The following is a 22,469-nucleotide window of genomic DNA, read 5'->3' as shown; positions in this document are numbered from 1 at the left end:
CAAGAGTAAAAGGCACATATACATACGCCACAAGCGAGAAACAAGGAGTTGCCATGCCCGGTTCTAATCTCACCCGCATTGAGGCTGAGGAACGCAAGGCCATCATTGAAGCGCCGATTCACTATCAGGTTGATCTTGACCTGACGGTTGGCGCGAAAAACTTTGGTTCAACCACGCTGATCCGCTTCAATGCGAAGCCGGGCTCGGCGACCTTCCTCGACCTGATCGCCGACGAAGTGTCGTCCATCACCGTCAACGGCCGCACTGTCGATCCGTCCGTCGCCTTTGTGGACAACCGCATCGAGCTGGACGGGCTTGAGGCGACGAATGAGGTCGTCGTCGAAGCCAAGTGCCGTTATTCCAACACCGGTGAAGGCCTGCACCGTTCGGTGGATCCCTCCGACGGCAATGTGTACCTTTACTCCCAGTTCGAGGTGCCGGATGCCCGCCGCGTCTACTCCGTGTTCGACCAGCCCGATCTGAAGGCCACGTTCGATTTCTCGGTGCTGGCCCCCTCCAGCTGGATCGTCACCTCCAACATGCCGGTTGCCAGCGTTGACGACGATGCTCGCGAAACGCTCGACGGCACTCTGGGTGACAAGCCGAATGAGACCACCAAGCTGTGGCGATTCGAAACCACGCCGCAGATGAGCTCGTACCTCACCGCCATCTGCGCCGGCCCCTACGCCGAATGGCACACCGAATACCATAACGAAGACGGCCGCACGGTTCCGATGGCCATGTACTGCCGTCAGGCCTTGGCTGAAGCCTTCGCCAAGGATGTCGACTACCTGTTCGACATCACTAAGAAAGGCTTCGCCTTCTACGCCAAGACCTGGGGCGTGCCCTACCCGTACGCCAAGTACGACCAGATCTACGTGCCCGAATACAACGCGGGTGCCATGGAGAACATCGGCATGGTCACCATCCGTGACCAGTACGTGTTCGACTCCAAGGTCACCGACGCGCTGGCCGAACGCCGTGTGGTCACCGTGCTGCACGAGCTGGCCCACATGTGGTTCGGCGACTATGTGACCATGAAGTGGTGGAACGACCTGTGGCTTAACGAGTCCTTCGCCGAATTCACCTCCACACTGGCCACCGCCGAAGCCACCGAGTGGCATGACGCTTGGGCAACGTTCTGCTCCGGCGAGAAGAGCTGGGCGCTGCGTCAGGATCAGCTGCCCACCACGCACCCGATCGTCGCCCCGATCAACGATCTGAACGACACCTACGTGAATTTCGACGGCATCACCTACGCCAAGGGCGCTTCCGTGCTGAAGCAGCTCGTGTTCTACGTGGGCCGCGAGCAGTTCTTCCAAGGCATCCACAATTATCTACAGAAGCACGCTTACGCCAACGCCACGCTGGCGGATCTGCTCGACGAACTGGAGAAGACCTCCGGACGCGACCTGAAGGCCTGGAGCGCCCAGTGGCTGGAACAGTCCGGCATCAATACGATTGCCGCCGACGTTACCGAAGCTGCCGATGGCACCATCGCCTCGCTGAAGCTGACGCAAACCGCTGCTCCCGAGTACCCTGTGCTGCGTTCGCATCGTCTGGCCATCGGCTTCTACAACGAAGACGAGAACAGCGGCAAGATCGTACGAACCGATCGCCTCGAACTCGACGTAAACGGCGAAACCACCGAAGTTGCTGAAGCCGTGGGCATGAAGCGCCCGGCATTCATCCTTGTCAACGATGAGGATCTGACCTACACCAAGCTGCGCTTCGACGAGGCTTCGCTGAAGTTCGCCGAAGAGAACCTTCATCGCTTCGACGATGCGCTGGCCCGCGCCGTCACGTGGCTCGCCTTCTGGGATATGACCCGCGACGGCGAATTCCCGGCCACCCGTTTCGTGGATATGACCCTGCGTCTGCTGGCCCACGAAACTGAATCCACCACCTTCCGCTACGCACTGGCCTGCATGAGTACCACCGCGCACCACTATGTGGCTCCTGACAAGCGTAACGACGTGCTCAAGCATGTGGCCGCCGAACTGTGGAAGCTGGCCAACGAGGCCGAAGCGGGCTCCGACACCCAATTCCAGCTGGTCATTGCCTACCTGGGCTACGGCGAAGAGGGCGACGCCGAATTCGCCGCCAACGCGCACGGCTTGAAGAACGGCACTGTGACCCTGCCGGGCCTTGACATCGACAACAACCTCACTTGGACGCTGAACCAGGCGCTCACCTCCGTCAACGAGATGAGCTGCGAGGAAGTCGAAGCCGAACTGGCCAAGAAGGAAACCACGGAGAACCGCGAGTTCGCGCTTGGCGCACGTGCCTCTCAGGCCACCGCCGACGCGAAGAGCTGGGCTTGGAATGAAGCCCTGCACAACCCCGAGCTGACCAATATGCAGCTGGAGGCCGTGGCCCGTGGATTCTCGTCCACCCCGCGCCCGGACTTGGCTGAGCCTTATGCCAAGAAGTATTTCGACGCCGTGGATTGGATCTGGAAGAACAAGACCTACCACATGGCCGAAGCGCTGCTCAACGGCCTGTACCCGGGTTACGCCGATCCGGCCGATCTGACCGAGCTCGGTGACGCTTGGCTGGAGGAGCACGCCGACGCCGACAACGCCCTGAAGCGTCTGATCGTCGAAAACGTGGCTTCCTCCCATCGCACGCTCAAGGTGCGTCGTTACAACGAAGGACTATGAGCCTTCTGGTGCGATAGCGGCCACTAGCGGTTGCTAGCAACTTAAGAACTCGCGGCAGGGATTGCACATTGGATTTTGCAAAGAATCCGGGAACGTGCAATCCCTGCCGCGATTATTATGAGCGTATGAAGTTCCAAGGGGAGTTCCGCGACTACCAACAGCGCATTCTTGACAAAGCGCCTGAGTATTTCAAGGATGGGCATATCCATGTGGTCGCGCCTCCCGGCAGTGGAAAAACGATTCTGGGGCTCGAACTGATCTGCCGTAGACACGCGCCGGCCGTGGTGTTCTCACCGACAGTAGCCATCGCGGCGCAATGGCTGGATCGACTGACCGGTAATTTCGATGCTGAACCGGCCGATTGTTCGTCTGATTTGGAACGGCCCTCTACGCTGACTTCCGTGACCTATCAGGCATTGCATGCCGTGACCAAACAAGCTGAGACTTCGGAATTGGACTCTGATGAGTCGGTGTCTGAGGAATCGGCATCTGAGGAATCGGCAGGGGAATCCGGAACACAAAAGTCGGAGACGCAACAATCCGCATCGAAGAAGGGAAAACCTCAACCGGATGCGTTGACCGCATTGGCTGATCGACTGATCGCCGCTGGCGTGCGCACGATTTGTTTGGATGAAGCCCATCATCTGCGCCGCGAATGGCAGAAAGTATTGGAGCGTTTCGTGGCATTGATGCGCGAACGCGCGCCGAAACTGGTGATTATCGCGCTCACAGCCACACCACCCTATGATGCTGATCCCAACGAATGGCAACGATACATCAGCCTGTGCGGCGATATCGACGAGGAGATCTTCACCCCAGAACTGGTGGCGCAACATAACCTGTGCCCGCATCAGGATTATGTGATGTTCAACTATCCGACCGCCGCTGAAATGGCTAGCCTGCGCGACTATCAGGTCAAAGCCGCCACCGCGGTTAAGGATGTGCTCGGCTCCGAGCTGTTCGCCGAACTGCTGCGCGAAGCGGGATTGACCGTTGCCGAATATGCAGCGAACTCAAAACATCGCCCCGTGCTCGAAGCCATCTACGAGCACCCCGATGACTATTTGGCGCTGATGGTGCTGATGGCTGCAAGCGGCTTGACACCGCCCGACTATTTGATTCGCCTGGTCACCGTGAAACGCAGCTTGCCCGCGTACCGCATCGCATACGCCGAGCAGGCCTTTCAATTCGTCATCTCCTCGCCGCAGATATTCGGTGAGGAACGCTCATCGCGGCTCAAATCATTGCTCGCCCGGCGTGGCCTGATCAGCAGAGGCAAAGTCGAACTCAAACGCAGCGACGCGCTCAGTCGCGCACTTATGGCATCAAGTGGCAAGCTCGATTCGATCGCCCGTATCGCCGACCATGAATCGAAGTCGATGGGCAGCGACCTGCGCATGCTGGTGCTTACCGACTATATTCGCAAGGAACAGCTTGACGACATCGGCACCAACGCTCCGCTCACATTAATGGGCGTCGTGCCGGTGTTTGAAACCATCAGACGCGCCTGCGCTCGCGGCAACATAGTGCAGCCGCTTGCCGCGGTATCTGGCAGTCTGGTCATTATTCCTGCGGCACTGCAGGATGAAGCTTACAGGCTAGCCGAAGTTCGCGGCGCAACCGCACGGTTCACCGCACTGGAGCATACGAATGACTGGGTTCAGGCAGACTTTGGTTCGGGAACCCATGACACCATCGCCATTATTACCGCGTTGTTCGAAGCCGGGCATATTCGCATACTGGTCGGTACCAAATCCCTGCTGGGGGAGGGCTGGGATTCACCCTCCATCAATACGCTGGTGCTGGCCAGTTTTGTTGGGTCATTCATGCTAACCAACCAAATGCGCGGACGTGCGATTCGCGCCGTCGCCGGGCAACCGGACAAGGTGGCGAACATCTGGCATTTGGTGGCGGCCGAACCGGAAACGGTGTATACGAGTGAACTGACACGAACCATTGGCGAATTCATTGACAAGCCAGACTATTCGCAGATTCACGGCATCGATTACGCCACGTTGCGGCGTCGGTTCGATTGTTTTATCGGCCCCAGTTATCTGAACCGTGGCGTCGAAAGCGGCATCGAACGTTTGGGCATTATCAAGCCGCCGTTCGACCGTGACGGTTTGGCGCGCATCAACGCCGATATGCTGCGGCGTGCCGCGGATCGCGACGCCGTGGCCCGGCAATGGCGTGACGCCACCGCCGATAGTGGCCAGGTGCATAAGGCCATGCGGGTGGATGCGGTGACGATGCCGCGCGGTTTGATGATGATTAATCTCGTGGAACTGATTGTGCTGATCGGCATTGCCGCGCTGACACGCTACGTGCTGATGCCGGTTGCATGGGCGATTATGTCTGAGGGTCGAGTGACCGGAACAGTAGTCACCTTGGTGTGCATCGGTGTCGTGTTGCCGTTTGCGGCGCGTGCGGTGATGCGGCTGTTTGGTGTGGCAACGCCGAGGCGTCAGCTATTTTCGCTGGGCGAAGCGCTGCTGGGCGCGCTTAAGGAGATGGGACGCATCACTAGCACGGACGCGCACATGGTGGTGGAGCAGTTGGATGACAACGGCATTATCCTTCAATGCACATTGACTGGTGCCACACACCGCGAACAGGCGGTATTCGCCGAAACTTTGGAGCAGTTGCTGGAGCCGATTGACAATCCGCGCTACGTTATCGTCGCGCGTGAATGGGCGATACGTCGCTATGCGTTCAGTTTCGCCTGCCCTGCGGTATTCGCTCGCAACAAGACAAGCGTCGCCTGCTTGGCGAAGCATTTGGCATCCAGTATGGGGCGGTTCGACTTGGTATCCACGCGCGACGAGCAGGGGAGGCGCATCATGCTCAAGTGCCGCACCCAATCCTTCGTCAACCGTGGCCACCCGCAAACCACCACCGTGGATACGCTGATGTGACGGGCCTGTTGTTGTTGTGCTGATGCGGTGCATGCAGTGCGACGTATGTTTGGCACGATACGACTGGATGGGTGTGATGTGGTGTCCACTTGGCCTGAATGCGGTCTGCCTCTGCATAATGCGACACGGCGCGACACGCCGATTTGCGTACAGGGCCATGAGTCTGTAATATCAATCGAGTTGTTCGCCCCCATCGTCTAACGGTTAGGACACCAGACTTTCAATCTGACAACGAGAGTTCGACTCTCTCTGGGGGTACAAGTTAACTCCGGCCTCTGCCCAGCAGATGCCGGAGTTTTTGCTTTCACAGGATTTTGCCGCGAATCCGATATCCGGTAGTTGAACCAGACTAACCCATCGATTATGTCTTCCGGAGTGCGGTTCATTGTCTTCTTTTAAAGAATTTGAAAAGCTTGGTTCCTTGTATGGATGTGATGCCTGTGATTGTGCCGAGTTGCGCGGTGATAAGGCAGACGATAAGGAATGGTAATTGAACCATAGTCAAGGTATTGGCATTGTCCTTACTGCTGACGACGGCTATTGAAAGATACATACTCGCGGTAATCACAAGTATGGAAGGCAGGCTCCATGCAAGTGTTTCGAGGGCTGTTGTGAGGTACAGTCCAGATCGGGGGATTCCCATATGCAGGTCATCGGCGATTTCGATTTTGCGGGTGCGAATGATGGCCAAAGCAATGATGAAACTGACAATTGGTATGGTGACAAGCATAATACGGGTGGAACGATGATGGTACTGATACGAGAAATCAGCATTAGTTCCGAGCGCAGTGTTTGCCTGTTTGGTTTGCGTCGCTGGCATTGCGCTGAGAGTGGTAATTGCGGTGGTGCTAAGCAAGTCCTCGGCGCTGGTGCTGGAGGGGAAGATAGTGCTCCAGCACTCGTCCCAGACTTCATCGGATCCAGCAGGAGTCGGGATGATGATAGCGTAGGCGATTCGCTGGTCACGACTGTCGTCTGGCCATGGAAATATCGCACTGATATGCATTGGACCTTGTGTTGTGTCCAATACGTCACCTTCGTGTACGTACAGCGTTTGGGCAAGTTGGCTGGAGATCCATACGCCAGAATGTGCTTGTTGGCTCTGCCCGATGCCAAGGACTTCTGCAAGACTTGGTGTGGCTTGCCATGCATCCAACGGTGCGTTGGGCATGGCGTTCAAAGTTATTGTCTCATCCTTCTTGATTGCCCCGGAGGCTTGGATAGGCTGGATTATGGTACCGTCTGATTGAGTGCCTGTGGTGTGGGCGAGGTTGGTGCATGTGACGGGGCTGATTTGCCTATCGCCGGAAATAATATGAATGGCGGCCCCACTGGAAATCCATTCGTCTGACTCCTGTTGCAGCGCAAGTATGCTGGCTAGGTCGAAGCCAGACATGATGAGTGCTGTAATGATAAGTACAGTAGCGCTTGCAAGGGCGCGACTGGTACCTGTGGCTAGGTTGCGCCAACTTTCTGAAAGTATGGCGGAAAAAATCATGACATGCGTCCTTCCGCTGTACTGGCTGAGTCGTGCCAAGCAAGGTCGATGACCCGGCTACAAGCAGCACGTGTATTGGAATCGTGCGTGGCGATGATGACGATAACATCATCTTGTGCTAAGCCGGTGAGCGTTGCGTCAATATCATTGGCAGTATGTTGATCCAACTGCGCAGTAGGTTCGTCGACGAGCAGAAGATCCGGTTTGCTGGCTATGGCGCGGGCGAGCATAAGGCGCTGGGCTTCCCCTCCTGATAGCTCTGAGAATTCACGTGCGGCAACGTGGGTGAGGCGAAACATGCTCATGATTGCTACAGCCTCATCTTCAGCTTGTTCTCGTGTAAGACCTTGCCCGAGCAGCGGTTGAACAACGTGATCTATGGCAGTACGTTTGGGCATACCATGAGGGTTCTGGAATACCCATCGGATTCGGCTCACGTGTTCGCGCGTCACTGTGCCTTTGCTGGGATTGTCGAATCCAGCGATGATAGAAAGCAGTGTTGACTTGCCCGAGCCGGATGGGCCGCACAGTCCAATTGCTTCGCCGGTATGCAGAGTGAAATTGAGATTGCTGAACAGCCATGGGCCGTTCTTGAACCGATGCCCCACGTTTGTTCCGGTGACTAGGGGAGTGTCGTGGTCATCGTCATTGTGAGCTGCATTGCGCACGCGGATTGGAGTTTCGGTGAGTGGCAATGATGCGGCATGATCATTCATTGGTAGCCTCTTTTCACTGCTTTACGCTGGCAGGACATTCAAGACCATCGAGGCGCTGTCCAAGAACAACCTTATTGATATCAATCGTTGCTTGATCTGGCTGGATAAGCGCGACACCGAGCGAAGAACCGATAACAGTGACCGGTACAACTCGTTTACCGTTGGGCGAAACGCATGCACGGTTGCCGCTTTGCCCGACAATGGCGGATGGCGGAACTTGAATTGTGTCGATTGGCTGTTCAAGAGCGAGTGTGGCTGTGGGCTTTTTCCCTCCTTGGTCCGCCAGAAAAGTCTTATACTCGTCGCTGGCCGTGACTTCATTCAGAAACGTTTGATCCGTGATTGTGCTGTCGGCGACATCATCAATTGATGTTGCGACTCCAAAGAGCGTGAGCCTACGTTTTCCCTCTCTCAAATCGGACGGCAACGGGAATGTAACGGCGGTGAGTTGTCCGCCGGTTTTCATGATTTCTGTACCATCGGAAAGAGCGGTGTTGAGCGGGGCTAGACATTGGGTAGGTATAACGGTGGCGTCGGGAATCCATATTGTGTCTGTCGGCCCAATTTGTTCGGCAGGGTGATTTCTTCCTGCACGCTCCAGCAATTGGCTGACGCCATTCGCAGTACGCCATCCAAAGTTGCCGTTGCCCTCAGTGTTATATCCGAGGCGTGCGAGCTCTTGTTGTAGGGCCATCACATCGGGGCCAGCATCGCCAATGCTGATGTCACGATAGAGCGGTGTGCTGGTGTGCAAAGCGATAATGGGACGTCCATCTACACTCATCAGTTGGTTACCAGATTCCACTACTTGCCCAGGTATGCATAGATTTGCACTCACTGTGCCAGACATGCGTCCGATGACGGATTGCTCAGCGCTGTTCTCAAATGTGATTTCCACAGTGCGTTCGTCCGTAAATTTTTGGTGGCTGGTTTCAACGGTGTCAGGCATAGTGGATTGTTCCAAGCCATGAGGTGTTGGGGTAGGCGTGAGCAATGATGCGATGAGCGCTCCTACCGACAACATACTTAAGCCGGTCAGTACTAGGGGAGTGATGATTCTTGCTTTCATATGGGATTATTTCGTGATATTTCGTTTCAACCGATATTGGCGGCCAGTCCGGCTCCGGCAATGCAGGATTGCGCGGTGTCGGATGATATGTCGAAGGGTAGGTTCTTAGCGGCATCGTCTCCGCCCAGTGCGTTCTCAAGCTTTCGTCCGGTAAAGGATTCGTCGACGAGATCATTTTTCTTCAAACATTCCACGGCCGTTTCATAGGGATCGGCTAGCAGTCCTGGATTGCCTTGCTGGAGTTGGTAAAGGGATTCGATGATTTTGCTAGTTCCTGTGGAGCACGTGTCGGATGCTTCCATATAGTCATTTACTTCGGCATCGGTGGACGGAGTTGGAGATACCCCGGTGGTTTGGTACAAACCGTTGGACAGCTTGCGTGTTTGTTCTTCCCAACCATTCTGAGACATGCACGACATTTGTTTATCATGTGCAGTTTCGTAATCTTCGGCGCTGATTTTTCCGTTGTCTCGAGCACGCTGGAGCACTTCGCGTTCAAACTGACTGAGTGTGTCCTTAGCGAGATATTGGTCGAATAGGGCATTCATGCTGGGGGCGATTCGTGCTTGTGAATCAACGCTGTCTGTTGTTGTCTTGTCTGACGGAGTGGTGCATGCCGTCAGACACACGAGCAGAGAAACACAGGATAGAAAAGCTGTAGTGCTTGTTGCAACGCTGTGTTTTATGATCTTTCTGGGGGATGCAGTCATATGTTCTTTCCTTTGTCTACTGGACTTCGAGAACAGATATTGTTCGATACTGGTTTATTTGGTATTGAAGTTGGGGTCGTGGTAGTCGGGCACTGTGACTTGACATTTTTGGATGGCTGCATCGCGATTGGTGTCGTTGGAACTTTCTGATATGGAGTTAGCATCTGATTCTTGCCACTGGAATACGACGCGATTGCCCTCGACGATTTCTGCTGGTATGCCGTGATCTTCAAGGCAATCTCGGTATTGTTGGGCTGCTTGTTCCGTGGTGGTGTTTGTATCATTTTGTTCATTATTGTTTTGATCATTTCCGTCCGACTGCGGAACAGAACTACTCGTTGCAGATGTTGTCGGAGCGTCTGCAGTATGAATTTGTCCGCATGCGGACAATGACATAAGCATTAACGGCAATACTGCAATGATGGTTGTTTTGCCGACAGGTGTGATTCGCATGAGTTCACCTCATTTGTGGATTGCATGTTGTGCAATGGCGGAGTGCCAAGGCGTGATTCATTGAACCGTTTACCGTGTGTGCGTTGGGTGTGTGTCGTGCTTACCTAGCGCACACCTTGTTCAGGCACAATAAGAACGGCATATGTCGCTTGGAATCGGAGGCGCAAGCATGGCAGGAATTCTGATTGTTGAAGATGACGCTGATTTATCGGCGGTGTTGGATGACTGCCTGAGACACGAGGGGTATGCCACCGCGACTGCCTATACAGGCGTTGAAGCTTTGGATGAACTGTCAAGGGGAAATTTCGACGTAGTACTTCTTGATCGTGATCTTCCGGTGCTTTCCGGTGATGAAGTTATGCGCACTATTGATCGGGTGCGTATACCTGTGCGTACGCTGATGCTTACCGCCGCTGACAGCATTGATGATCGTGTGCAAGGGCTTGATTTGGGAGCTGACGATTATTTGGCCAAGCCATTCGCCTATCCGGAATTGCTCGCTCGCATTCGTGCTCTCTTGCGTCGTGGAGGTGTCGATTCATCCACGATGCTTACCCGTGGGCGTCTGTCCGTTGATACCGTACGGCGGCTTGCCTATGTTGATGACGCTCCCTGTGACCTGGCGCCACGAGAATACGCTCTATTGGAGGAATTGCTTCGTGCAGATGGCGGGTGGATTGGCACAAGGAACCTTTTAGAATCGCTCTGGCCTGTTGAATTACATGATCAGCCGGATCTGGTTAAGACGGCCGTATATTCTCTACGACGTAAGCTTCCCGACCCCATGCTTATTGTTTCTTCGCGTGGAGAGGGGTATCGCATACCATGATTGCGAAATATGCCGCTTGGCGTGATGTCTTGCGTGGTTTCGGGCATCTTCGAAGTCCGATCAGTTTCCGAATTCGCCTTGCCACCAGTGTAGGGGCGCTTTTGCTCATCATGCTTCTGGCTGTGATTCTTGTGCAGAATGTATCACTTGACTGGGCGTTCCAACATCAGGTTGATACCGTGGCTACCGGTAACGTGAATCATGGCTTTAGTAGTGAGGATTTTGATTCTGCTCATGTAGTGCCGAATTACGCGGAGGCCTGTGATGCAGACCAGTGTGACAGTGAAACCGCTGATAACTTGATAGATCATGGTGAAGCTGAAACCAGAGGAGCGGTGCTCACCGTACGAGACGGTGTCGTGCAGTGGATGAGGTATGGTTCGCTTGCTGTATTTGTCGTAGCGATGCTTCTGGCCGTGCTACTTGTGTGGCGGTTGTCGGGCGCGTTGACAATGCAGCTTGATTCTATTAGTCGGCAGGCTGTGCAGCTTGATCCTGATCATCCTGTTACACGTATTGTGCTCGATCATCCAGATGCGGAAACTTCCAAACTCGCTTCGGCGTTAAATGGAATGCTGGACCGTATCGAGCAATCCAATGAACTGCAACGTTCGTTTATTCGTAACGCTAGTCATGAATTGAAAACGCCCGTCACCACTATTGGTGCCAGTTTGGAAGCTCTCATGGCTCAGAGCCGTTTTACCGACGATGTCAAACCTGCCGTGCAACATGCCATAAAGGCGAATCGTAAAAGTGGTGAGCTTATTGCTAGTCTGCTTGAGCTTTCTCACATTCAGACTTCTCCAGACGCTAGCCGGGAATCAATAAATTTGCTTGAGGTCATACGTAAGGTTATGGCTGCGCATGTTGATCAGTCCTCTGAACGGCATCTCAATGTTGACTTAAGCGGGCTCGCTGGTGTTGATGATATGTTTTTCGTTGAGACGAACACCCGTTACCTGACAATTGCCATTGACAATCTTGTTCGAAATGCCATTGTTCACAATATTGATCATGGTTCTATCTCTTGTTCCATACGTGAGGCCGGGGAACAAGTTGCTATCGTTATTGACAACACCACCGCCACTGTTGTGAATTCTGATGACATGGACAATCTACTTCAACCGTTCCATCGAGGTGACAATAGTCGTATGTCCAGTTGTCCTGGCCATGGACTTGGGCTGTCCATCGTCGCTGCTTGCGCCAATGCCATTGATGCCACGTTTGCTATTTCGAGACCGGCTCCTGATATGTTTCGCGCTTCGTTGACCTTAAACACGAGTGCCAGATGATTTTCAATGAGATAACCTGATACATATTCATGTTCAAGTTTGGTTCCGCTAAACTTAATCTTTCGAAAAGATGAGGAATGAACGTCGCACTGCTTGTATCCTCTTACGACGATTTGTGTATTGTTTGTCCTAACAGTAGCCTCCAAGCCTCCTAACAGTGCTCAAATCCGGGGGCTCTTGTTTTATCCATGGGGGGCGGAGAGAAGAGCAAACAGGCCAAGTCGGTGCCCGAGATGATCGAGTTGCTCAAGCAGTGCGGCCTGACCATCGATGTGCCCGACATGCCAAGTATCCCCGCGTCCAACCATGACGGTCGGGATTGTACGTTCAGCAATTATGATGAATGAAGAAACTCTGGCAAGTCTGTTTGTTGTGTAGATTGCCATTGCGGGGATACCGTCTTAAGGAGCATGATGATTACGATGGTTTTGAGGGGGGGGGGAAGACCGGTGAAAGCCGGTACGCTAGGGCGACGCTGATCAATTCCGTTGGCCGCGGTATCTTCTTCGCGCTGTCCACGTTGTACTTCACCCAGATTCTCGGCATGCCTATGACCTTGTTCAGCATGTTCCTCACACTTTCCGCGGTGGCCGGTTTAGCGGGCAGCGTGCTCTTTGGAAGGGCCTCCGACAAAGTCGATGCCATGACCATGTACCGTGTGCTTCTGGCCGTGCAGGGATTGGGGTTGATTGTTTACGTCATCACCAACAATTTCGTTTGCCTAGGAATCACCATGGCCGTGGTGTCCACGGCCGATCGAGGTGCCGCCGCGGCGCGTGGTCCCATCATCGCCCATATTTCACAGGGGGAGAACCGTGTGCAGTACAGGGCCATGTTGCGTGTGGTCTCCAACGTTGGCACTGCAGTGGGCTCGGTCCTGTCTGCGATACCACTCACCCTCGGCACACGTCCAGTATTCGTGGCTTTGATACTCTTCAACGTTCTCACGTATTTCACTGCTGCGATGATGCTGCGGAATATCCAGTGCGGAACGTTTGCGCACGACCGCCCTCGAAAGAGCGGTCGCATGGGCCTGGTCGCGGTGAAGGACGTACCTTTTCTGCTGGCGACGGCGGCTAACGCCATTCTCTATCTTCATGACGGGATTCTGACCATCGCCCTGCCGATATGGATCGCTTCCGCTGCCGCGATTCCGAGCAGCATGGTGTCCGCGATGCTGCTTGTGAACACGCTTGGCGTCATCCTGTTGCAGGTGAGGTTCGCTAGGGGGACGGATTCAATTCGCGGCGCGGGACGGGCCGGATTGCGAAGTGGCCTGTCGCTTTGCGTCGCTTGCATGTTGTTGGCGTTTTCCAAGGAAACGACGGTATGGCTGTCCGTCATCATGCTCGTGATGGTGGCGGTGGCGCACCTGTGCGGCGAATTATGGCAGTCCGCGTCGGCATGGTCCTTTGGATTTGAGATGTCCAGCGACGACCTGCTCGGTGAATATCAGGGCGTTCTCAATGCCGGGGCCGATACCATGGCACTGATCTCCCCTGTGATTCTGACCAGCGTCGCTAACGCCGATTCGCCGGTGGGATGGTGGATCCTAGCCGCGCTGTTCATGCTTACGGGGCTGTCTTACGGGCCCATCGCCAGGTTGGCGGCACGTACACGCTCGAAGTAGTCATTCAAGCAGTAGCCATTCAAAGCAGTAAGGAGAAACCTTGAAGATAGTCATATGCCAGCGTCCGTCATCCGGCTCGCGCTATGCCAAATGGGTGAGGGAACTGATGCCGGATTGCCAGCTATTCCTCGTCACCGAGAGAGGATCAAGGGCCGCCGAGGCAAACGAAGGCTACTGCGCTCCCGTGCTGGTGGACAGGTATTACAGTGACGAGTTCGAACAGGCCCTGTCGTCCATCGCCTCTTCGGGATGCGATCGGCTGATTGCCAATTCCGAGGATGATGTGGAACGGGTGGCGGCCATCCGGTCGAAGTACTCGATACCAGGGATGAAGTTTCCTCTTGCAAGGGGTTTCCGGGACAAATACAGCATGAAGTCATTGTTCTCCGCGGCATCGCTTCCAGACAGCGATTTCGCTTTGGTCTCCTGTGGGAAAGATCTGAGGGAGTTTGTTGACAGGCATGGACCGTCCGTGTTGAAGCCACGCGATGGGGCAGGTGCGTTCGGGGTGCACATCATGAACACCGTGGGCGACGCGGACATGCTGCTCCAGGATCGAAGCATTCGTGAGGAAATTGACGGACACAAGCTCATCGTGGAGGAGTATCTGCCCGGGGACGTCTACCATGCGGACGTGCTGCTCCACAACCGCACGCCGGTGTTCACCTCCGTCAGTCGCTATATTCATAAGCCATGCGCATTCAGGGAAGAGAACTATGGCTCCGTGATGCTGGACAACGCCTCTCCCAAGCGTCTGGAAATCATCGATCTCGTGGGCCGCTTCGCACAAGCACTGCCCGAGAACAGCGGCGTTCATGTGTTGCACTTCGAATTCATCGACGATGTCTCGGGCAACGCGAGGTGCGGAGAGGTCGCGGCGAGAGTCGGCGGAGGACTCATCAAACAGTCGATCCAATCCGCATACGGCTTTGACATCTCCGAACAGTTCGTGAGATTGGAACTGGGACTTCCCGTATCGGTCGTCCCCACTGTGGATGACGCGATGAAAACAGGATGGCTGGTCAGGACGGGCGGGAACCGGCTTCACGCGCCATCGGATTCAAGCGAATGGCTGTTGGATATATGGGATTCGGAACAGCCCAACGATCCCACGGACGCAGCCGACTTTGTTGGTGGAGCGATTGTTCGAGGCAACAACGAGCGGGAGCGAGCTCACATGCTTGAGCTGGTGGAAGGCAAAAACACACGAGGGGAACGATGATGAACGGACGTGTGATTCTGCTCAATTCAGGCAAAACGGATGCGTATCGTCACCTTGTCAAATTCGTGCCTGCGACCGGGATAGACGTCATAACAGAGCGTAAATACACTGCATTGTATCCGACGAACACGAATCTGCACTATGTCAATGACATAGCCGATGAGACAGAAGTCTTGAACGTCGCAAGGAAGTTAGATTCCTCAGATTCCATTGCCGCGGTGGTGTCGCCCAGCGAAAGAAGCCTTCCTGTCGGAGGATACCTGCGAACGTATTTCAATCTGCCGGGAACCGGATTCGACGTGGCCTGGGGTTTCGCGAATAAAAGTGTTATGAAGAGCAAGTTGCGCTCGGCGGGAGTGGAGGTTGCCCGAGCGCTGACCATCTCGAATATCAGGCAGCTGGTCGACGCCGGCGACGAAATTGGATGGCCGGTGGTCGTCAAACCCGTCATCGGTTCCGGATCGATGAATACCTACAAAATACACAATCGTGAGGAAGCAGCCTCGTTCCTTGAAACGCCACAAGCGGACTGGTTCAGGAACAGCCGCTATCAAATTATCGTTGAAGAATACATAACAATGAAGGGGGAGTATCACTGTGATGCCATTATTCACAATGGCCAAGTCGTCTTTTTCGTCCTTCAACGATATTTCTCTCCCCTTCTAGAATGCACCGGTGCTTGGGGCGGGTCGATAATGATTGGCAAAGGGGATGAGCGTTACGACAAAATCAGCGCGATTTACCCTAAAGTTGTCAAGGCTCTCGGGCTCAAAGATGGTGTCACGCATATGGAGGCCTTTTGGACTGGCACTAAGTTCATAGTGGGCGAGATATCCTGCCGTCCGGCAGGAGGAGGCATTCCCAAATCCATTCTGCTGAAATACGGGATTGATCTATGGGATGCATTTACCGCAGCATCACTGAACCTTGAATATAATCACAAGGCATCAGAATTAATTCCGGGAATCATCGCCAATATTGACCTTCCAGTTCAAACCGGCAGGCTGGTAGATATATGTACGATTGACGAGCTGTCATCGATTGACGGTTTCGTCTCCGCCGACCTTTCCCCTGTTGGCACGCTTTTCTCCGAACCGCTTAATTCATCATCAGCCACCGGGATCGTATACGTTCAACTACAATCCGACGCTGAACTGGAGGGAACACTACAGCAGCTTAAAGAGCGGTATCACTCCGCCTATGAATCGTAATCAGTTCCAAGGGGGTGCGCTAATACTTTCCAACGGCTCCGGGCATTTCACCCTTGGTCGTTAATTTTTTCCGTGGGCCACTGTGGTACTAAAATGCAGGATTATAGGCCAAATTGTGTGTTTTTGACCTGTAAGCCGATTGGCATATGCCTCGCAATAGTGCAGTCGCACAAAATGTCCACAAATGGTGCGAAAAAGTCGATGTCACATTGACTGACATGTGCGTTGTTTACACTGGATAGCGATGTCATGTGTTTGACGGCAATGCTGGAATTGATGGAGGTACGCGATGAACCATGATGCGCTCGTGCGTGAGAACTCCGCATTGGTTGCTTTGCTTAAAACGTGTGAAAAGCCTGAAACTTGGACTTCTATTGCCAATGATTGCGTGCTTGAGGGTAGCGCTGAACGTTTGCTGCGGCACAAGATTGATCCTTCGCGCAACCCGCTGTTACGCGACGACGTGGACGGCGATGACGCGCAGGGGGTCTTGCTGAGTGACGTTGGTCTGAGTTCCGAGCAGATCAAAAGGCTGGAGACAGCTTGGACTGAGGCCACTCGTGATCTTGAGATGTGGCGTGAACGTGGTCTTGACTTCGTGTCGGTGCTTGACCCAAGATTCCCGGAACGTCTGCGCGCCACCATCGATGTGCCTCCGTTCTTGTTTGCCAGCGGCAATCTGAGAGCCAATGATTTGGGCGTTAGCATAGTTGGCTCGCGTCATTGCACTCCCGAGGGAGCACGCTTTGCCGTAAACTGCGCACATATGCTGGTCGAGCGCAGACTGACTGTCATTGCTGGTCTGGCCAAGGGCATCGATACTTTCGCTCACCAGACAGCTCTGAACGATGGAGGCCGCACCGTGGCGTTCATCGGCACCGGTATTGACCGTCAATACCCGGCTGAGAACCGTGGCCTGCAATGCGAGATCGAAGAACGTGGGCTGGTGCTTTCCCAATTCTGGCCGGGTTCGCAACCGACCAGACAATCGTTCCCGATGCGCAACGCCCTAATGTCTGGTTATGGCGTCGCGACAATCATTGCGGACGCCGGCGAACATTCCGGCACGCGGATCCAAGCACGGCAGGCGCAGCGGCACGGTCGTCCTATCATCATCAACCGTATGGTTCTGAACAAGGCCCAATGGGCGCGCGATTTGGAGGGTATGCCCGGTGTATATGTCGTTGACAACGTGAATGAAGTCGAGCGTGCGCTCGATAGAATCTTCTTCGTCAATGACAACGTGGACAGCCTCATCGAGGCCGTGCTCGCTGAGGAACCGGTCAAGGTATGAGCGATCCACGGCAGACGAGTGCCGACCGCCAGCTGGAACTGGCGAAGATCGAGCGCATGGGTAGCTATGCGCGCGGCGTCATCTACCGCAGTAAGTTCGGTCACGTCTGCCCTGTGTGCGCAGGCCCCAAGAAGATGGAATACGAACTGTGCATAGCCTGCGCGGGCGAGGCGCGGCAGGCCTCCGCCCTGGGTGCAGGTGGCGTCACCCTTGCTGATATCGTCCGATTTGGCCACTATGCCTACAAAGGCGAACAGATGTACCGTGTCATGCAAGGCTACAAGAGCGCCGATGACCCAGCCGCAGGCGAATATCAGAAGGATGTCAAATACATTGCCGCCGACGCGCTAGCCGTGCACTATCCATGCATAGCGAAGCTTGCCGGTAGCATGCCAACCGCATGGGCTACAATCCCATCCACGTGTTCCAGCCGCAACTATGGAAAACCCCATGTACTGACCAATCTGGTTGCTCCGTTCATGGCCCGAATGGGAATCCAACAGCTCCAGCTGCAAGCGAACGAGGGAAAGGTGCACAACCGTATCGATCCACAGGTTTTCTCCCTTGCCACGGAACCTCGACGGCCACAGCTTGCACATGTTCTGCTGATCGAGGATTCGTGGACAAGTGGCGCGACCGTGCAATCCGTCGCGGCGATGCTCCGTCTTCGTGGAGCGGCGCACATCACGGTGTACTGCATGGCCCGCATCATCGACTTGGATTGGATTGCGAGCAATTTCGACTCGGATGTGGTCAAAGGCTTCCGACATCTGAGGTATAAGGATCAATGCCCTTGGCTTCTATGTCAACATCCGGTGTGAATCTAGCATGAGATCGTAATGGGAGAAGATGCATGCCTTTTTCATTACGATCTTACAAAATTATGGACGCTGCAAGCGCAATACACTGAATACTGAATGCCACCCTAGTGTGCTTCCGAGGAGAGGCATTGGTGGCTTTTAATGTATTAACCTCTACCAGAGGCCACTGTTTTCCTAAAATGCGTACTTCGCATATTTAATGTTTTGTGATTTCGTATGGATGGCCTATGAATTTGCACGGTTGGCCTGTTGAATTCTTACGTAAGTATGTAACTGAATGACAGGCGAACCGTGCAAACTTGCAGCCAGCGTGCTGATTTGGGGCAGCATTCGGCATGGCGGCACAACGTGTCGGCTGCGCTCTACTACGATGGGGCGAGGAAAACGGATGACACGCGGCGGGCGGCCGCGGGGCAAGGAGTGAGGCTGATATGCCGAATATGTTTGGAACCGATGGCGTTCGTGGTTTGGCGAACCGTGATTTGACCGCGCGACTGGCGCTGGATTTGGGCGACGCGGCCGTGCGTGTGCTGGGCGATGCGGGCACGAAGGACGATCAGCCCGAAGGCCGTCGCCGCGCGCTGGTGGGCCGTGATACTCGTGTGTCCGGTGATTTTCTTGCCGCCGCGCTGTCGGCCGGTATGTCCGCCGGCGGTTTCGATGTGATCGACGCCGGCATTATCCCCACTCCCGGCGTCGCCTATCTGACCAGCGTGCTCAATGTGGAGATGGGTGCGGTGATTTCCGCCTCCCACAATCCCATGCCTGACAACGGTATCAAGTTCTTCGCACGCGGCGGCTTCAAGCTGCCCGATCAGAAGGAAGACGAAATCGAAGCGGTGCTCGGCGCTGACTGGGATCGTCCGACCGGTGCCGGCGTGGGCCGCATCAGCCACGATCAGAACACCGCCACCAACCTGTACATCGACCATCTGGTATCCACCATCGCACCCATGGGTGCCGATCAGGTGCAGCCCAAGCCGCTGAAGGGCCTGAAAATCGTGGCAGACTGCGCCAATGGTGCCACTTCGGTGGTGGCGCCCGAAGCGCTGCGCCGTGCCGGTGCCGAAGTGGTGGTTATTAACGCGTCGCCGGATGGCTACAACATCAACAAGCATGCCGGCTCCACCCACCCCGAGCAGCTGCAGGCCATGGTCAAAGCCTCCGACGCTGTTATGGGCGTGGCCTTTGATGGCGATGCGGATCGTTGCCTTGCGGTTGATGAGGACGGCAATATGGTCAACGGCGATCAGATCATGGGTATTCTCGCCCGCTCCAAGAAGCGCGCAGGCAAGCTTAACCACGATACGCTTGTCGTTACGGTGATGAGCAACCTGGGCCTCAAGCTTGCCTTGAAGGATATGGGCATCAACACCGTGCAGACGGCCGTGGGCGACCGCTATGTGCTGGAAGAAATGCTCAAGGGCGGCTATTCGCTCGGTGGCGAACAGTCCGGCCATGTCATCAACCGCGAATTCGCCACCACCGGTGACGGCACCCTGACCGCTCTGACCCTGTGCAACGAAGTGGTGCAGTCCGGCAAGAGCCTTAAGGAACTGGCCGCCGACTTCCCACAGCTGCCGCAAACGCTGGTCAACGTGCCGAATGTGGACAAGATGGCCGCCTCCACGAATGCCGCCGTGCAGGCCGCAGTCGAAAAGGAAGAGGCGTTGCTGGGCGATACCGGCCGCGTGCTGCTGCGTCCCTCCGGCACCGAGCCTCTGGTGCGCGTGATGGCCGAGGCCGCCACCCAGCAGATGGCCGACGAAGTGTGCGCCCGTCTGGCCCAGGTCGTCGCCGACGAACTCGCTCTGTAACGAGTTCGCTCCACAGCAACGCCCCGCAATATGCAATAAGCGTGTGCCCGGAATCCAGCCGGTGCCACGCCCCCGGTAATCGTCAATACGTCCAGCAAGGAATCACATGTTTGGAAAAAACGCCAAAGTCGACCTCGAACTGAACCGTGCCGTCGAAGCCCTGATCAAAGAGGGCGGCAAAGAGAAGATCCTGCCAATTGTGCAGGCCGGCGAACCGGTGCTGCGCCAGCAGACCGCTGCCTACGCCGGCCAGCTGTCCAAGCACACGCTTGCCAAGCTCATCGACACCATGCACACCACGATGCTCGAAGCGCCCGGCGTGGGATTGGCGGCCACGCAGATCGGTTTGGGTCTTGCGCTTGCGGTGGTCGAGGACCATGTGCGCGACGATGAGGATGATCCGCGCGAAATCGCCGAATTCCCCTTCCATGTGATTATCAATCCCCGGTACACGCCGATGGGGGACAAGACCACCTCCTTCTACGAGGGATGCCTGAGTTTCGACGGCTATCAGGCCGTGCGCAAGCGCTGGCTGGATATCGTCGCCGAATGGGATGACGAGGACGGCAAGCACCACCAGGAACAGCTGCATGGTTGGCCCGCGCGTATCTTCCAGCATGAAACCGACCATCTGAGCGGCGAGCTGTACATCGATAAAGCGGAGATCAGGTCGCTGACCACCTACGAGAATCTTGAGGATCTCTGGTGCGATGATCCGGTTCCGACGGCCGCGGCCAAGGAGTTGGGCTTCGACCTGTAAGTTGACGGCAAGGCGATAGCGAGTTGGCGGTCAATAGATGGCAAGCTGGTAGCAAGTCAGCGATATGTTGATGGCCGGCACACGGTGACGCCTATATGGAATGTTGAATGCGGCGGACGATTAGTGAAGAATCGTCCGCCGCATTGTCATATGTAGTCTGTTCGTCAATATTGACGATTGTTCATCCCAAATATAGGGATGGTTTGTCATCTTTGGCGTAGTGTGCGGCAAATCGAGGAAAAGCGCGTTACACTATGGAACCAGTGGGTTGCCGAGCCATAGTAGGCCGGCGTTCACACCAAAATGACAGGTAGTTGTTCCGAAGGAGGAACCATATGGTGTATCGCATGATTTTTAATCAGACGGCGTATTTCGGTCGCGGCGCGATCAAGGAGATCCCGGGTGTGGCGAAGGCGCACGGCTTCACGAAGGCGTTCATCGTGACCGATCCGGTCTTGCTTCAGACCGGCACCGTGGGGAAGGTCACCGGCGTGCTCGACGAGGCCGGCATGCCCTACGAGGTGTTCGACAACGTCAAGCCGAACCCGCCGGTCGAGTGCATCAAGGACGGCGTCGAGAGGTTCGCCGCCTCGGGCGCGGACTTCCTGATCGGTTTGGGCGGCGGGTCCCCGCAGGACACGTGCAAGGGCATCGGCATCATCACCGCGAACCCCGAGTTCTCCGACGTGCTCTCCCTGGAGGGCGTGGCCGACACGAAGAACCCGAGCGTGCCGATCTTCGGCGTGCCCACCACCGCCGGCACCGCCTCGGAGACGACCATCAACTACGTGGTCACCGACACCGCGAACAAGCGCAAGTTCGTGGCCGTCGACCCGCATGACATCCCGATCGTCGCGTTCGTGGACCCCGACCTGACCGACTCGATGCCGCGCGGCCTGAAGGTCGCCACCGGTTTGGACGCTTTGACCCACGCGATCGAGGGGTACATCACGCCGGGCGCGTGGAGCCTGTCCGACTGCCTGTCGATGCAGACCATCCGCATGATCGCGAGGAACCTCGCCAAGAGCGCGGACGGGGACGTGCCGGCCGGCGAGCAGATGGCGTACGCCTCCTACATCACGGGCATGGCGTATTCGAACGTCGGTTTGGGCCTGGTGCACGGCATGGCCCACCCGCTCGGCGGCCGGCTGGGCGTGGCGCACGGCGTGGCCAACGGCATCCTGCTGGCCCCGGTGATGGACTACAACAAGGACTACACGGGCGAGAAGTTCCGCGACATCGCCGACGCGTTCGGCGTCGAAGGCGCGTACACCATGCCGCTCGAGGACGCGCGCAACGCCGCGGTCGCCGCGGTGCGGGACCTGACGGTCAGGCTCGGCAACCCGACCAGGATCTCTGAGGTTGGCGCCACCGAGGCCGACATCGACGGCCTGTCCGAGGACGCGTTCAAGGACGTGTGCACCCCCGGCAACCCCCGCCAGGCCACCCTCGAGGACATCCACGCCATCTACGAAAGCCTCATGTAACCACAGGGATCCCTCGACTCCGCTCGGGATGACAGAAAAGAAGACCATGGGATGACGGAAAAGAATCCCGTCATCCTGAGCG

Annotated in this window: 17 protein-coding genes and 1 tRNA gene; 13 read left to right on the top strand and 5 right to left on the bottom strand. The window is 55.7% G+C overall.

What is annotated here, in order from left to right:
- Window positions 1-53: 53 nt before the first annotated feature.
- The 3 genes from pepN to G1C95_RS04715 all read left to right on the top strand — a co-directional run bounded on the left by pepN (window position 54) and on the right by G1C95_RS04715 (window position 5,836).
- A complete protein-coding gene (gene pepN, locus G1C95_RS04725) occupies window positions 54-2,663 on the top strand; it encodes an aminopeptidase N (protein WP_169171792.1) in 2,610 nt (869 codons plus the stop codon).
- Between the two features lie 68 nt (window positions 2,664-2,731).
- Window positions 2,732-5,578, top strand: a complete 2,847-nt coding sequence (locus G1C95_RS04720) for a DEAD/DEAH box helicase family protein (protein WP_169171791.1) — start codon at window positions 2,732-2,734, stop codon at window positions 5,576-5,578.
- A gap of 186 nt (window positions 5,579-5,764) precedes the next feature.
- Window positions 5,765-5,836 (top strand) — tRNA-Glu (locus G1C95_RS04715).
- Window positions 5,837-5,960: 124 nt separating this feature from the next.
- Here the strand turns inward: G1C95_RS04715 and G1C95_RS04710 are convergent.
- The 5 genes from G1C95_RS04710 to G1C95_RS04690 all read right to left on the bottom strand — a co-directional run bounded on the left by G1C95_RS04710 (window position 5,961) and on the right by G1C95_RS04690 (window position 10,024).
- A complete protein-coding gene (locus tag G1C95_RS04710) occupies window positions 5,961-7,076 on the bottom strand; it encodes a hypothetical protein (protein ID WP_169171790.1) in 1,116 nt (371 codons plus the stop codon).
- The gene (locus G1C95_RS04705; RefSeq protein ID WP_169171789.1) at window positions 7,073-7,792 is read right to left on the bottom strand and encodes an ABC transporter ATP-binding protein; all 720 of its coding nucleotides are present in this window, start codon (window positions 7,790-7,792) and stop codon (window positions 7,073-7,075) included. The genes G1C95_RS04710 and G1C95_RS04705 overlap by 4 nt, the downstream gene beginning before the upstream one ends.
- Before the next feature lie 13 nt (window positions 7,793-7,805).
- A complete protein-coding gene (locus G1C95_RS04700; RefSeq protein ID WP_240947420.1) occupies window positions 7,806-8,741 on the bottom strand; it encodes a peptidoglycan-binding domain-containing protein in 936 nt (311 codons plus the stop codon).
- 146 nt (window positions 8,742-8,887) lie between these two features.
- Complete coding sequence (locus tag G1C95_RS04695) at window positions 8,888-9,571, bottom strand: hypothetical protein (RefSeq protein WP_169171787.1); 684 nt, start codon at window positions 9,569-9,571, stop codon at window positions 8,888-8,890.
- Window positions 9,572-9,625: 54 nt separating this feature from the next.
- Window positions 9,626-10,024 carry a hypothetical protein gene (locus tag G1C95_RS04690; protein ID WP_169171786.1) on the bottom strand — a complete coding sequence of 133 codons (399 nt, stop codon included), beginning with the start codon at window positions 10,022-10,024 and terminating at the stop codon, window positions 9,626-9,628.
- A gap of 169 nt (window positions 10,025-10,193) precedes the next feature.
- On the opposite strand from G1C95_RS04690, the gene G1C95_RS04685 reads away from it, so the two are divergent.
- The 10 genes from G1C95_RS04685 to fucO all read left to right on the top strand — a co-directional run bounded on the left by G1C95_RS04685 (window position 10,194) and on the right by fucO (window position 22,387).
- Window positions 10,194-10,853, top strand: coding sequence for a response regulator transcription factor (locus G1C95_RS04685; protein ID WP_169171785.1), 660 nt, complete (start codon window positions 10,194-10,196; stop codon window positions 10,851-10,853).
- A complete protein-coding gene (locus G1C95_RS04680; protein ID WP_169171784.1) occupies window positions 10,850-12,145 on the top strand; it encodes a sensor histidine kinase in 1,296 nt (431 codons plus the stop codon). Before G1C95_RS04685 ends, G1C95_RS04680 begins: the two co-directional genes overlap by 4 nt.
- 343 nt (window positions 12,146-12,488) lie before the next feature.
- Window positions 12,489-13,775: an MFS transporter gene (locus tag G1C95_RS04675; RefSeq protein ID WP_169171783.1), complete on the top strand. Its 1,287-nt coding sequence runs from the start codon at window positions 12,489-12,491 to the stop codon at window positions 13,773-13,775.
- Window positions 13,776-13,881: 106 nt separating this feature from the next.
- Window positions 13,882-14,997: an ATP-grasp domain-containing protein gene (locus tag G1C95_RS04670; protein WP_169171782.1), complete on the top strand. Its 1,116-nt coding sequence runs from the start codon at window positions 13,882-13,884 to the stop codon at window positions 14,995-14,997.
- Window positions 14,994-16,208 (top strand): ATP-grasp domain-containing protein, encoded by a 1,215-nt coding sequence (locus G1C95_RS04665; RefSeq protein WP_169171781.1) that lies wholly within the window; start codon window positions 14,994-14,996, stop codon window positions 16,206-16,208. Before G1C95_RS04670 ends, G1C95_RS04665 begins: the two co-directional genes overlap by 4 nt.
- A gap of 289 nt (window positions 16,209-16,497) precedes the next feature.
- Window positions 16,498-17,502: a DNA-processing protein DprA gene (locus G1C95_RS04660; RefSeq protein ID WP_169171780.1), complete on the top strand. Its 1,005-nt coding sequence runs from the start codon at window positions 16,498-16,500 to the stop codon at window positions 17,500-17,502.
- A complete protein-coding gene (locus G1C95_RS04655; RefSeq protein ID WP_169171779.1) occupies window positions 17,499-18,323 on the top strand; it encodes a hypothetical protein in 825 nt (274 codons plus the stop codon). The genes G1C95_RS04660 and G1C95_RS04655 overlap by 4 nt, the downstream gene beginning before the upstream one ends.
- 431 nt (window positions 18,324-18,754) lie before the next feature.
- Window positions 18,755-20,140, top strand: a complete 1,386-nt coding sequence (gene glmM, locus G1C95_RS04650; protein WP_169171778.1) for a phosphoglucosamine mutase — start codon at window positions 18,755-18,757, stop codon at window positions 20,138-20,140.
- Window positions 20,141-20,246: 106 nt separating this feature from the next.
- Complete coding sequence (locus G1C95_RS04645) at window positions 20,247-20,900, top strand: peptide deformylase (protein WP_169171777.1); 654 nt, start codon at window positions 20,247-20,249, stop codon at window positions 20,898-20,900.
- 335 nt (window positions 20,901-21,235) lie between these two features.
- Complete coding sequence (gene fucO / locus G1C95_RS04640) at window positions 21,236-22,387, top strand: lactaldehyde reductase (RefSeq protein ID WP_169171776.1); 1,152 nt, start codon at window positions 21,236-21,238, stop codon at window positions 22,385-22,387.
- Window positions 22,388-22,469 lie beyond the last annotated feature (82 nt).

This window comes from Bifidobacterium oedipodis, assembly GCF_012932425.1.
In the GTDB taxonomy this organism is placed as follows: domain Bacteria; phylum Actinomycetota; class Actinomycetes; order Actinomycetales; family Bifidobacteriaceae; genus Bifidobacterium; species Bifidobacterium oedipodis.
This window is presented reverse-complemented; position numbering and strand designations above follow the sequence as displayed.